Here is a 12,699-nt window from a genome sequence, read left to right as displayed (position 1 = left end):
GGTGCGCGCGTTGTCTCCGGTGACCATGGCCACGGTCAGGCCCATTTGGTGAAGCCGCTCCAGCGCCTCCTCGGTGCCGGGTTTGACCGGGTCGGACACAGACAACGTGGCTGCGGCCTGTCCATCCAATGCGACGAACAATGGTGTTGCCCCTTCGGCGGCGCGGGCCTCCGCCTCGCTTGCCAGGGCTCCAAGGTCGATCCCGCGTTGTTGCATAAGCCGGTGCGACCCGATCAACACGTTCCGGCCTTCAACCAGCCCCTGCATGCCAAGCCCGGTAATCGACAGGACGTCCGTCGCCTGTGGCAGCGTCGCAGGCCCGGCCCGGGTGATCGCCGAAGCTATCGGGTGTTCCGACCGCGCCTCGAGGGCGGCGGCCAGCCGCACAACCTCATCTCTGTCAAATCCGTTCGCCGTCAGAACATTGTCCAGTTCCGGACGGCCCAGTGTCAGGGTCCCGGTCTTGTCCAGCGCGATGACGCGTGCCTGCTGAAGCTGCTGCAAGGCATCGCCCTTGCGGAACAGAACCCCCAGTTCGGCCGCGCGCCCGGTGCCGACCATGATCGAGGTCGGAGTGGCCAGCCCCATGGCGCAGGGGCAGGCTATGATCAGCACGGAAACCCCAGCGACAAGCGCCAGCGGCAGGGCGGGGCTTGGGCCGAAAATCAGCCAGGCCGCGACGGTAATCACGGCGGCCAGGATGACCGCCGGGACAAAGCGATATGTAATCTGGTCAACCAGGCCCTGGATCGGCAGCTTGGCCCCCTGCGCCTGCTGCACCATGCGAACGACCTGAGCCAGCACCGTGTCGCCCCCCACGCGCGTCGCCCGAACCCGCAAGGCTCCGGTGCCATTCACGGTTCCTCCGACAACAGCTGCGCCGGCTGATTTTCCAACCGGTATCGGCTCGCCCGTGATCATGCTTTCATCGACGTAAGAGGTGCCCTCGAGCACTTCGGCATCCACCGGCACACGTTCGCCCGGGCGGATGTGCAGGATGTCGCCCACAGCAATCTCGGCGATAGGGCGGTCTTCTATCCGGCCATCGATTTCGACCCGCGCGCTTTTGGGCTGAAGGCCCGCCAGTTTACGGATTGCGGCCCCGGTTTTGCCCTTGGCGCGCGCCTCCATCAGCCGGCCCAGAAGGATCAGAACGACAATCACAGCCGCCGCCTCGTAATAGACGTTGGCAGTTCCGACCGGTAACACGCCGGGGGTGAATGTGGCCACGACCGAATACAGATAGGCCGCCCCGGTTCCCAGCGCGACCAGCGCGTTCATATCCGGCGTGCCCCACAGCAACGACGGGATGCCCTTGCGATAGAAGACACGACCGGGCCCCAGCAGCAGGGCCGATGTCAGGGCGAACTGAATCAACTGGCTGGTCTGCGTGCCGATGGTGGCGTGTACCCAATGGTGGATGGCGGGGATCATGTGCCCGCCCATCTCAAGAATGAACACCGGCAGGGCAAGAGCGGCCGCCAGTATAGTGGCGCGTGTCAGCCCCGCTGTTTCAGCGTCTGCGCGGTCTTCGGGTGTCGAAGCGGCTTGAGGCCGCGCCGGGTATCCGGTGTCGGTGACCACCTGTGCCAGCGCCTGTGCCGTCGTTGTCCCCGCAGCGTAAGTCACCGCGGCAGTTTGTGTCGCCAGATTGACCTGCGCTTCGATCACGCCGCGGCTGGCCGTCAGCGTGCGCTCGATCTTGGCCACGCACGAGGCGCAGTTCATACCTTTAATGCTCAGATCCGCCCGGCTGGTCTCAACCGGATACCCTGCCGCGTCCAACGCCTTGGTCAGTGCCGAAACCGGCCCGTCAAAAGCCACCTGTGCGGACTTGGTTGCAAAATTGACCGAGGCCGTTTCAACCCCGGGCACATCACGCAGCGCTTCTTCAACGCGTCCCACGCAGGATGCGCATCCCATGCCCGTGATTTTCAGCTCTGTCAGTGCTTTTTGCGCCATGCGACTCGCCCCCGAAGTTTCCTTACCCACCAGATGGGGGTTCCAGTGACGGGAAGGTCAAGGGCCTGGGGCGGTTTTTTAATGCCCCGAGCCGCGCATGTTTCGTTCCATCATGCGCTGATAGAGGCGCGGCGACAGGCGGTTGAGCCACCAGGACAGGCGCGCCACGCGGCCAACCGGGATCATGGGCAGCGATTTGTCCAGCCCGCGCAGGATCGTGTCAGCGGCGGCCTCGGGGCTCATCTCGTCCATCCCGTCCTTCGCCGATCCGGGGCGCGCTGTGCCATCCGCCTGCTCTTGCGCATTGCCGGGGTTGGTGGCCACAAAGGACGGCGCAGCGATCAGAACCTGAACGCCATATGGGGCTTCTTCCGAGCGCAGCGATTTGAAGAACCCCTCCAACGCGTGTTTCGAGGCCGCATAGGCCGTCCGATGGTAAAGCGGTGCAAACCCGGCCACCGATGAGATGGCCAGATGTGTCCCCTTTGACGCCCGAACCGGGTGCAAGAACGCGCGGGCCATTTCAACGGCTGCAAAATAGTTGATGTCAAACAGAGTTCGGTGACTGGCCGCGTCGGACTTTTCAAAGCCCCGGATTTGCGTGACACCGGCGTTGTAGATGACCAGATCGATACTGTCGCAGGTCGAGATCACCTTTTGGGTTGCCCTGGCAAGCTGGTCGGGATCCGTCAGGTCGCAGCCAACAGGCAACTGGTTCGGCCTAGTGTCCAGACCTGAAACATTGAGATCCAGCAGCACCACCCGCCACCCGCGACTTTGCAGAGCATGGCTGAGGGCCCGCCCCAAACCGCCCGCCCCGCCGGATATGACAGCCGTCCTCAAAGCCCCGCCTGCTTTTGCCAGAGCGCGAACACCTGGGCGCTGGTTTTTTCCGGAGTGTAACCGAAGTCGGATTTCAGGGCGGTGTTATCCAGAACCGGTCGATATTGCAGAAATCGCACCTGTTCCGGCCCATATCGGGACAGACCCAGCGGACGCGCAGCGGCCAAAGTCGATTTCACCGCCCAAGCGGGCAGGCGCAGAACTGGTTTCCCCATGGCGCGGGCCAGATCGGTCACGCCCATCGCGCCGTCCCCGGCGACGTTGTAAACGCCAGCCGGCCCGTCGGTTGCCGCGCGCTTAAGGATGCGTGCCAGATCGTGCGTCCAAATGAACACAAACGGGCTTTCGCTGCCGACCACGGCCAGCAGGCGGGGTTTGTGAAACAGGGCGGTGATCTGGTTTTCGGACCCGGCCCCCAGAACCGTGCCCACGCGCAGCACGACCTGTTCCAGATCGGGGGCGGCTTTGCGAACCTCGGCCAGCATCTCTTCGACCTGCCTTTTGTGATCGGAATACGGGAACTCGGGGTTGCCGCGCAGCGGATCATCCTCGCGCAGGGGCACGGGGTTGTCCGCGTGATAGCCGTAGGCCGCACCCGAGGATGTGACCACCAATCTTCGTACTCCGTTGGCAAGGGCCGCGTTCACCACCTTGCGGGTGCCCTCGACATCAACCGCATAAGCCGCCGCGCGTTCCATTTTGGGCGGAGGCGACACGATGGAGGCCAGATGCACGATGACTTCAGGCTTTACGTTGCAGATCACACGTGCGGGGGCGTCGGTCGTCACATCCATGGGCAGATAGTGGACGTTTTCAGGCATGCTGTCGGGGCGTTTGACATCCGTGGCAAAAACCTCATGCCCTCGAAGTTCGGGCAACAGTGACTGCCCGACCATTCCGGCGGCACCCGTGATCAGGATACGGCTCATCGCGCGGCCTCGGTTCGGGCCATGACCGACGCCAGGGCAATCCCCGAGACGGCGTGCCAGATGCCCCAGAACGCGGCCACGACGGCCATGCCGCCCAGCCCGTGGAAAAAGGCAAAGATCAGCACCAGCCCAAGGCCGGAATTCTGAATGCCGGTTTCGATGGTGATGGCGCGGCGATCGAAGGGGGACAGCCGGGTCAGAGTGGCCACAACCCAACCGCCCCCCAGCGCCAGGGCGTTGTGAAGGATCACAAGCCCGGCAACAGCCCCGGCAAAGCTGAGGAAGAACCCCCAGTTCGCGCCCAGGGCAAGTAAGATGAAAGCCGCAAAAATACCCATCGACAGGTATTGCAGCGGCGCACGCAACCGTGCGGTCAGGGCCGGGTGGCGCTGGTTCAGAGCGATGCCCATAACCAGAGGCAAGATCAGCATCAGCCCGACAAGGATTGCAATTTGCACCGGGTCAATCTGGGTCTGTTGCAGGATCGCGCGTGTCGGCGGATACAGCCCGCCCCAAAGCGCAATGTTGAAGGGCGTCATGAAAATCGCGCCGATGGTGGCAAAGGCGGTCATCGACACCGACAGCGCCGCATTGCCACCGGCGCGGTGCGTAATGAAGTTCGAGATATTACCCCCCGGACAGGCTGCGACAAGGATCAGCCCAAGCGCAATAGACGGTCGCGGGGCCGTCACCCACACAAGCGCAAAAGTCAGCGCCGGCAGGACCAGGAATTGGGAAACCAGCCCGACGATCACTGGCTTCGGCGCGCGTCTGAGGCGATCAAAATCCCTTGGTGTCAGATCGATCGCAATCGAGAACATCACGATCGCCAGTATCGCATTCAACAGCGTCAGAGAGGCCGGGCTGAAATTCAGCGTAATTTCGTCGATATCACTCATGCGGCGGCTTTCCGCAGCCGTTCGGTCCACCCGGTGACAGCCTTTCTGTAGGTGGCCTTGTCCACGTAGTAAGCCATTCGCGGCAGATCGATATAGCTCATGCCTCCGGTGGCGCGCGTATAGTCTTTTTGTTTTTCAGCCTTCAGATCGGCCGCCACCGGGCAGCCCTTCTGAAGACCTTTGATATAGCGCGCCACCATTTCGGCCTGCTCGTGCCTGCCCTGCCAGCCCAGACCCGTGGCCTCGACCATGCCCAGCACAAAAAGATCGTCCCGTTCCGGGTGCAGCGCGTTCAGGTACAGATGTGGGGCATCGCCCTGCCAGTTCAGCAGGCCCTTGTCGATGAAGGGGTAGTGCAGCTTGTATCCGGTCGCGGCGAGAATCATGTCATATTCTTCGCGCGTACCGTCCTTGAAATGCACGGTTTTGCCTTCCAGGCAGTCGATATCGGGGCGAATGCGCAGATCGCCATGGCCCGCGTGATACAAGACCAGCGAATTCACCACCGGGTGGCTTTCGTAAAGCTGGTAATCGGGTTTGGGAAAGCCGTATTTCTGCGGATCACCGACAAACCAACTGAGGATCAGGCTGTCCACCTTGCGCTTCAGCCACATCGGCAGGCGGATCTTGCCACCCATCGTGTCGGCCGGTTTGCCGAAAACGTATTTGGGCACGAAGTAATAGCCGCGCCGCATCGACAGGTCACAGCGTTTTGCGTGATGGATTGCGTCAACCGCAATGTCGCAGCCGGAATTTCCCGCGCCCACGACCAACACACGCTTGCCGTCGAACTGGCTGGGGTACCGGTATTGCGAGGCATGGATCAACTCGCCGTCAAACGTGCCGGGAAAGCTGGGCATATTCGGTTCCGACAAGGTGCCGTTTGCAATCAGAACCCCTGCAAATTCAGCCTGATGCTCACCTTCGGCGTCCCGCCAGCCAACACGCCAACCGTCACCGGATTTGCCCAGCGGAGTGATCCGGGTGACTTCCGCATTGAACGTGTAACTCTCACGCAGGCCGAAACGATCGGCAAAGGCCCGGAAATAGTCGCACATCGCCCGGTGCGAGGGGTACTCGGCCACCGCCTCATCCATCGGGAAATCCTCGAATTCGGTCATGCGTTTTGAAGAGATCAGATGCGCCGATTCATACATGGTTGATCTGGGGGCATCGATATCCCACAGACCGCCCACATCCGAATGCAATTCGAACCCCTGAAAGGCGATGCCCTGTTCCTTGAGCACCTTGGCTGCGGCCAAACCCATCGGCCCCGCCCCGATCAGGGCGAATGCGTTGCGCGTCTGTGTCATGAACCCTCCCGAAGTTCGTGGCGCTTAACTTGAACGAACGACCAAAATAAGGCAAGATGAAATTCATGAGTCCAAAAAACATCGAAAAACCAAGGCAAAGAGCACCGTCCAAGCGATCGCTTGAAACCAAGGCGCGGATCATGGATGCGGCTGAAACCGTCTTTGCCGAACGGGGATTCGAAGGTGCGTCGATCCGGGATATCGCGGCACTGGCGGGGGTTCAGATTGGTCTTGTGCACCATCATGGCGGTGGCAAGGAGGAGTTGTTTTACAAAACCGTGGCGCGGCGCGCGGACGAGCTGGCGCAGCTTCGGATCGACGCGTTGAACAGGGCCAAAGCTGCTGCTCCGCTGACGCTTCACAGCATTCTGGACAGTTTTATCCGACCCTATGTGGACCTGGCTGAAACGGGTGGGCCCGGATGGATGGCATATGGGCGGTTGGTGGCCCATGTATCGGTTGACCCCAGGTGGCGCGATATCGCAGCGGAATGTTTCGACCCCACCGCCCAGCTGTTCATCACCGAGATCGCCACGCTTTACCCGGATGTCGACCCTGCGGTTTTGGCAAGTGGCCAGGTTTATTCGGTCTCGGCGATGCTGGCCCATCTCAACAGTGGATGGCGGGTCAATGCCCTGTCGCAGGGCGGTGATCTGTCCGGCATGGAGCGTCTGGTGGACTTTTGCGCCGCCGGAATCGAAGCAATGGTCCGATCCGACCGTTGATGAACCATCACGCGGCGCCCGGTTGCGTGTTCAATCGTTAAGTCGGCGCCTTGTGTCCACATGTCTGTTTCCAAAAATAGGACAATTGGCGCAGGCCAGACGATTGTGTCTCTTTGATCACCTTTTTGGGCGTCATTTGCGATGATTGAGGTGAAAACGTGGCGTCAATGTGGCGAGTGAGCTAGGGGTATGCTTCTGTTGTGCTGCTCTTTCACAGAGTGGTTTGTAACGAGTTTTCATTCGCAAGGTGGGCAAATGACTTTGATACGAAACATAGCCGCGATCGCTGTTGCAGGCGTGATGGCTGCAAGCGGTGCATCGGCGCTGACCATTTCCAGCATCTCGCCTTCTTGGCAAAACGTAAATCCAACGTCCGGCGTTACTGAAAGCACCTCTGGTTCTACGATTTCTCTTCGGTGGGGAAGTGGCAGCAGTTCGAGTGGTTACGATTTCACGCCAACTGGCACGCCAATTTCAGGCCTGCTGCCTGGAACGGCATTTGCTCTGGGACAGTTCTCGCATCTGAATTTCCCGATCACGGGAACAACGCTGAGCTCCGTCGACCTTCTTGTCGACATATTGATCAGCGGTGGCCCTCTGGTGTCTTCGTCGTTTGCCCTGACGCATAACGAGACATTGAATCGTCCAGCGAACTGTCCGGCGGATTCCACCCCTTGTGATGACATCGTGACCATTACCAACAATTTGGGCTCTCAGAGCTTCAGCTTTGGTGGACAGAATTATGTGTTCTCGGTCCTCGGGTTCTCTCAGGACGGCGGCAGCACCATTTCGAACGGCTTCAGCACGACGGAAAACATGCAAAACGTCGCGACGCTGTATGGGGAATACACGATTGCCCCCGTGCCGCTGCCCGCTGCTGGCTGGCTGCTTCTTGGCGGCATCAGCGGTTTGTTTGTGATGGGCCGCCGGAAAAAGCGCAGCACGGCCTGACCTGGCTTTTCATGCTCTCACCAATCTTGGTGGTGAGAGCAGACCTGGAACCGGGCCGCGTTTGGGCCAGGATGTTCAGTCTGACAGCGCATGCGCCCCGTGGGCCCGAGCTTATGGCATTGGCTGGAAACGATATGCGCGCTTGCCGTGCATCTGTTGCAATGCCAACCGGTCATCATTCTGGCTGCAAATGGTCGAACAAAATCTTGCTGAATACAGATGGCGGCGATGTTCGTACGGCACTGGGCGAGACGAAAAAACCAAACGTGATGATGAGTATGATCAGGGCAGTACCGGCAAGGCAAGCCGCCGAGAGGTGAAAGACCGAGCGAACCATTGCGACACTCCCTTCTTTTGATATCCGGAAATTCTGCGAGGGCTGAAACGTCAACCTGACTTTGCCAATTGTTGTTTCAGCCTTTGGTTTTCCGCCTGCAACTCTGCCAACTGCTGCCCCAGCCTGTTCAGATGAGGGCGCAACTCCGCTTCGGTGAAGCGCGGTGTGATGTGGCTTGGGCAGTTCCAGTCCAACGCCTCGACGCGGATGATCACGGCCCGTTCGGCCGGTGCCTCGGCCTCTTCCGGGTAAAGGGTGGCGGCCGCTGCTTCGCCTTCCGTGAATTCGACGCGCCCAAGAATCTTGAGACGGCGTCGGTTGGCGTAATCCATCAGGATCATTGCAATACGATCATTGCCGTCCAGATTCCCGCGCGAGATATACTGTTTGTTGCCCGAAAAATCCGCATATCCGATGGTCTGGGGGCCCAGCACCTTCAGAAACCCTGTCGGCCCGCCCCGATACTACACATAGGGCCAGCCGGTCTCGGACACGGTGGATTGATAGAACCCGTCCCGCGCCTGAATGAACTCTTTCTCGGGGTCTCCGATCAGATGGCCTTGCTGCGGGCCGCCTTCAATGAACTTGGCATAGGTTCTGGCCGATCCCATCCTCTCTTGATGGGCGCGGACAGCGGGTGTGAAGGTCAGTTCGGAAAAAGCGCGGGGCATTGGAAAATCCTTTCAAAGACCCAGTTCGGACAACCCGGGGTGGTCATGAGGGCGTTCGCCCAAGGGCCAATGAAACAGCCTGTCACCTTCGGCAATCGGAAGATCGTTGAGCGAGGCATGGCGGTGTGACATGCGCCCGTCCTTGGCGAATTCCCAGTTTTCATTGCCATAAGATCTGAACCACTGACCGCTGTCGTCGCGCCATTCATAGGCATAGCGAACGGCAATGCGATTTCCGGCGAAGGCCCACAGTTCCTTGATCAGGCGATAATCCAGTTCCTTCCGCCATTTGCGGGTCAGAAAGGCGTGGATGTCGGTATGGCCGGACAGGAATTCAGCCCGATTCCGCCATTGGCTGTCGTCCGTATAGGCGGGTGTCACGCGATCGGGATCGCGGCTGTTCCAGGCATCTTCCGCCGCGCGCACTTTTTGAGTGGCAGTTTCCAGCGTGAAGGGGGGCAAGGGGGGTCTGGACATTTTGCAAAGGCTTTCAGGTGAGGGAGGCGGCAAGAAGAGCCATGGTCAGAAGGAAGGGGACGTACTGAGGTGGAAAAATGCTGGCGCGACGTTTCATCGGTCAAATCCTCGGGTGTACTGATCGGTTAACTTACGAACAAAGTGTACCGATCTGTAAACTTTTGCAAGTGGAAATTTCACAGTGAGACCGGGCGTCTGGTAAAACTATTTCAAAACAACGCTTTGACCTGGGGTCATTGTACTTCACGCTCCATGGTAATATGTACAGAACGGTACACCATGGAGCCGAATCATGCGTCCAAACAAACGGGATGAGTTGGTCAGCAAGGCCCTGAAGGTCTTTTACCGCGACGGGTTTCACGCAACTGGCATGGACAAGCTGGTTGTGGAAACGGGCGTGTCCAAGACGTCGATGTACAAGCATTTCCGCACCAAGGAAGACCTGATCGTTGCCGCGCTACGCTTGCGGGATGAAAACTTTCGCGACTGGTTCTTTCAGCGCATCGACGAGATGGCAGAAACACCGGCCGAGCAGATCATCGTCAGTTTCGATGCCCTGAAAGAATGGTTCGAGGAGGACGGGTTCCGGGGCTGCATGTTCATCAAGGCCGGGGCCGAGTATCAGGACAAGGATCACCCGATCCATGTGCAGGCCGCCGAACACAAACAGCTTTTGCTGGAACATTTCACGGCCATAGCCCAGCAGGCCGGCGCGCATGATCCTCGAAAGCTCGCGAGTCAGATCGTGTTGTTGCAAGAGGGTGCAATCGTATCCGCTGTTCTGCTCAAGAACTACGACCCGGCGGAAGACGCCAAGGATGCGGCCAAGCACCTGTTGGCCAAAGCACTGGCTTAACCCCGCCAGTCAAAAGGGATTCTCTGACTTCGCAGGCCGAGGAACGTTGCGTTGTTCCCAAAAGGGACGCCACGTCACAAGGATTGGCGTGGACCGAACACGGCGCTAGCCTTTTCGGAAAGACCGATTGGAGGGCGTACAATGTCACTTTTCACTTCGACTGCGGCATGGGTCACTGATGAACACCGCATGTTCGCGGATATGGCGGGTCGGTTCATGGATGACGAACTGTCGCCCAATATCGAAACCTGGGTTGAAAACGGCGTCGTGGATCGCGATTTCTGGCGCAAGGCCGGCGAAACCGGGCTGATGGCAGGTGCAATCCCCGAAGAATATGGCGGTGTCGGCGGCGGCATGGGCTTTGACGCCATCACGGCCTACGAACAGAGCGCGCGGGGTGATGCGGGTTGGGGCTATGGTATTCAGTCGATCGTGACCCACTATCTCACCGCTTATGGCAGCGAAGATCAGAAGAAGAGGTGGTTGCCCAAACTGGCGTCGGGCGAATTGGTCGGCGCACTTGCCATGACGGAACCCAGCACTGGCTCGGATGTTCAGGCTGTGCGGACGACTGCCGAGAAGGACGGCAACTCCTACCGGCTGAATGGCTCGAAAATCTTCATCACGAACGGACAAACGGCGGATCTGATCATCGTGGCCGCCAAGACCGACAAGACTGCTGGCGCACGCGGCGTTTCATTGATCGTGGTGGAAACCGACGGGTGTGAAGGTTTTCGCCGGGGGCGGAACCTCAAGAAACTGGGCATGAAGGGCAATGACACTGCCGAGCTGTTTTTCGAAGATGTCAAAGTGCCGATGACAAACCTGTTGGGCACCGAGGAAGGGCAGGGATTCTATCAGCTGATGAAACAGCTGCCGTGGGAACGGCTGAATATCGCGATCATGGCGCTGGGCGCGATCGATTTCGCCATCGGCGAAACCGTGAAATACGTGCAGGAACGCAAAGCCTTCGGGCAGCGGGTGATGGATTTTCAGAATACCCGGTTCAAATTGGCGGAATGCAAGACCAAGGCTGAGGTTCTGCGCAGTTTCATCAATGATTGTATCGGAAAACTGGAAGCGGGCGAGCTGGACGCGGCGACTGCTTCGATGGCCAAATACTGGGGATCCGAGGTGCAAAACGAGATCATGCATGAATGCCTGCAACTGTTCGGCGGCTACGGGTTCATGATGGAATACCCGATTGCGCGTCTTTACGCGGATGCCAGGGTACAGATGATCTATGGCGGCACCAATGAGGTCATGAAAGAGCTGATCGCGCGATCGCTCGACGTCTGAGCCCACCACGCGGGCTCTCCCGCCCGTCGTCATCATTCCTGACGGAATGACTCCTCCGGTTGGGCCCGGCAGGCCCGGGCAAAGCCCGTGCCTGCCGGGCCTGTTTCGTTGTCGCAGCACGGGTCAAAAGGCCGCTTGCAAAGGGGGGGTATCGGTATGATGATCCGCCGACAAGACTCAGAGGCCCGACGTGAACGATCCCGAACAATCACTTTGGCAGACCACTTGCACCGAGACAGTCACCGCACCGCCCCTGACCGCTGACGCAGCGGTTGATCTGGCTGTCATCGGAGGTGGCTACACCGGCTGTTCAGCGGCTTTGACCGCAGCCCGCGCCGGCGCGTCGGTCTGCCTGCTCGAGGCGCAGGAGATCGGGTTTGGCGGTTCGGGGCGTAATGTCGGTCTGGTCAATGCGGGGCTGTGGCTGCCGCCGGACGACATCCGCGCGCATCTCGGTACTGAGCCGGGGAACCGTTTGATCGACTTGCTGGCCAAGGCGCCGTCGGATGTGTTTGCCTTGATCGATGAATATGGCATTGCGTGTGAGCCCGTGCGCAATGGAACCCTGCATTGCGCGCATTCCGCGTCGGGTTTGAAGGACCTGCAAACGCGTCATGCGCAGTTGAGCGAAGCCGGAGCACCGGTTGAGCTGTTGTCGGCGGACCAGGCCGTTGAACGCACCGGCAGCCAGGCCTTTCACGGTGCCTTGTTCGATCCACGGGCAGGAACCATTCAGCCTTTGGCCTATGCGGTGGGTTTGGTGCGCGCGGCGTCACAGGCCGGGGCGCGGATATACACGCAAAGCCCTGTGCAGACCATGACATATGAGGGCGGGCATTGGGTTCTGATGACACCGGGCGGGACGGTTCGGGCAAGATCGGTCATTCAGGCGACGAATGCCTATCATCTTGCGCTGCCGGATACCGCGCCTGCTTATGTGCCGGTCTATTATTTCCAGTATGCCACGGCCCCGCTGACGGGTAATTTGCGCGCCAGTATCCTGCCACGGAAAGAAGGGTGCTGGGATACCGGGCTGATCATGACGTCATTCCGGCTGGATCAGGCGGGGCGGATGATCATTGGCGGCATGGGGGATCTGGGACATGCCGGCCGGGTTGCACATTCCGGTTGGGTCCGGCGCAAGCTGGCCGAGCTCTATCCGCAATTGGCCGACCAGCCGTTGGAACACGGGTGGCACGGGCGGATCGCAATGACATCGGATCATATTCCGAAGATCACGCAGATCGGCCCCAACGCTTTGGCCGCACACGGGTATTCCGGTCGCGGCATAGGCCCGGGCACGGTGTTCGGCCGCATGATGGCCGAAAGCCTTCTGGCCGGTGATCCCTCGCTTCTGCCGGTTCCTGCGGTGCACGAGCATCGCGAAAGCTGGACGCGCGTGCGCCGCGCCTTTTTTGAATCCGGCGCGGCGCTGAC

General features: G+C 59.8%; 13 protein-coding genes. 5 read left to right on the top strand and 8 right to left on the bottom strand.

Going from position 1 to position 12,699, the window contains the following annotated elements:
- From AC2FNN_RS19835 to AC2FNN_RS19815, 5 genes are all read right to left on the bottom strand, one after another.
- A partial coding sequence (locus AC2FNN_RS19835; protein ID WP_496760162.1) for a heavy metal translocating P-type ATPase occupies window positions 1–1,962 on the bottom strand: 1,962 nt, incomplete at its 3' end.
- A gap of 78 nt (window positions 1,963–2,040) precedes the next feature.
- The gene (locus tag AC2FNN_RS19830) at window positions 2,041–2,805 is read right to left on the bottom strand and encodes an SDR family NAD(P)-dependent oxidoreductase (RefSeq protein WP_496760161.1); all 765 of its coding nucleotides are present in this window, start codon (window positions 2,803–2,805) and stop codon (window positions 2,041–2,043) included.
- Window positions 2,802–3,734, bottom strand: coding sequence for an SDR family oxidoreductase (locus AC2FNN_RS19825; RefSeq protein ID WP_496760160.1), 933 nt, complete (start codon window positions 3,732–3,734; stop codon window positions 2,802–2,804). Before AC2FNN_RS19825 ends, AC2FNN_RS19830 begins: the two co-directional genes overlap by 4 nt.
- Window positions 3,731–4,633 carry a bile acid:sodium symporter family protein gene (locus AC2FNN_RS19820; RefSeq protein WP_496760159.1) on the bottom strand — a complete coding sequence of 301 codons (903 nt, stop codon included), beginning with the start codon at window positions 4,631–4,633 and terminating at the stop codon, window positions 3,731–3,733. Before AC2FNN_RS19820 ends, AC2FNN_RS19825 begins: the two co-directional genes overlap by 4 nt.
- Window positions 4,630–5,946, bottom strand: coding sequence for a flavin-containing monooxygenase (locus AC2FNN_RS19815; RefSeq protein WP_496760158.1), 1,317 nt, complete (start codon window positions 5,944–5,946; stop codon window positions 4,630–4,632). The genes AC2FNN_RS19820 and AC2FNN_RS19815 overlap by 4 nt, the downstream gene beginning before the upstream one ends.
- A gap of 65 nt (window positions 5,947–6,011) precedes the next feature.
- Here AC2FNN_RS19815 and AC2FNN_RS19810 point away from each other — a divergent pair, with 65 nt between their 5' ends.
- Together AC2FNN_RS19810 and AC2FNN_RS19805 are read left to right on the top strand one after the other, a co-directional pair.
- Window positions 6,012–6,671 (top strand): TetR/AcrR family transcriptional regulator, encoded by a 660-nt coding sequence (locus AC2FNN_RS19810; protein ID WP_496760157.1) that lies wholly within the window; start codon window positions 6,012–6,014, stop codon window positions 6,669–6,671.
- A gap of 255 nt (window positions 6,672–6,926) precedes the next feature.
- On the top strand, window positions 6,927–7,622 hold the full coding sequence (locus AC2FNN_RS19805) for a THxN family PEP-CTERM protein (RefSeq protein WP_224853944.1): 696 nt from the start codon (window positions 6,927–6,929) through the stop codon (window positions 7,620–7,622).
- A gap of 387 nt (window positions 7,623–8,009) precedes the next feature.
- Here AC2FNN_RS19805 and AC2FNN_RS19800 read toward each other — a convergent pair whose 3' ends face one another.
- From AC2FNN_RS19800 to AC2FNN_RS19790, 3 genes are read right to left on the bottom strand one after another with little or no spacing between them, the layout of a single operon-like run.
- A complete protein-coding gene (locus AC2FNN_RS19800; RefSeq protein ID WP_496760156.1) occupies window positions 8,010–8,393 on the bottom strand; it encodes a hypothetical protein in 384 nt (127 codons plus the stop codon).
- Between the two features lie 30 nt (window positions 8,394–8,423).
- Window positions 8,424–8,630 carry a hypothetical protein gene (locus tag AC2FNN_RS19795; protein WP_496760155.1) on the bottom strand — a complete coding sequence of 69 codons (207 nt, stop codon included), beginning with the start codon at window positions 8,628–8,630 and terminating at the stop codon, window positions 8,424–8,426.
- 12 nt (window positions 8,631–8,642) lie between these two features.
- Entirely contained in the window at window positions 8,643–9,107 is a 465-nt protein-coding gene (locus AC2FNN_RS19790) for a nuclear transport factor 2 family protein (RefSeq protein ID WP_496760154.1), read from the bottom strand.
- A 292-nt stretch (window positions 9,108–9,399) separates the two neighbouring features.
- On the opposite strand from AC2FNN_RS19790, the gene AC2FNN_RS19785 reads away from it, so the two are divergent.
- From AC2FNN_RS19785 to AC2FNN_RS19775, 3 genes are all read left to right on the top strand, one after another.
- Window positions 9,400–9,963 (top strand): TetR/AcrR family transcriptional regulator, encoded by a 564-nt coding sequence (locus AC2FNN_RS19785; protein WP_496760153.1) that lies wholly within the window; start codon window positions 9,400–9,402, stop codon window positions 9,961–9,963.
- A gap of 141 nt (window positions 9,964–10,104) precedes the next feature.
- Window positions 10,105–11,262 (top strand): acyl-CoA dehydrogenase family protein, encoded by a 1,158-nt coding sequence (locus AC2FNN_RS19780; RefSeq protein ID WP_496760152.1) that lies wholly within the window; start codon window positions 10,105–10,107, stop codon window positions 11,260–11,262.
- A 190-nt stretch (window positions 11,263–11,452) separates the two neighbouring features.
- A partial coding sequence (locus tag AC2FNN_RS19775; protein WP_496760151.1) for an NAD(P)/FAD-dependent oxidoreductase occupies window positions 11,453–12,699 on the top strand: 1,247 nt, incomplete at its 3' end.

This window comes from Ruegeria sp. BHSA118 (assembly GCF_059613405.1).
Note: the sequence above shows the minus strand (reverse complement) of the source record. Positions and strands in the feature narration are given on the sequence as shown.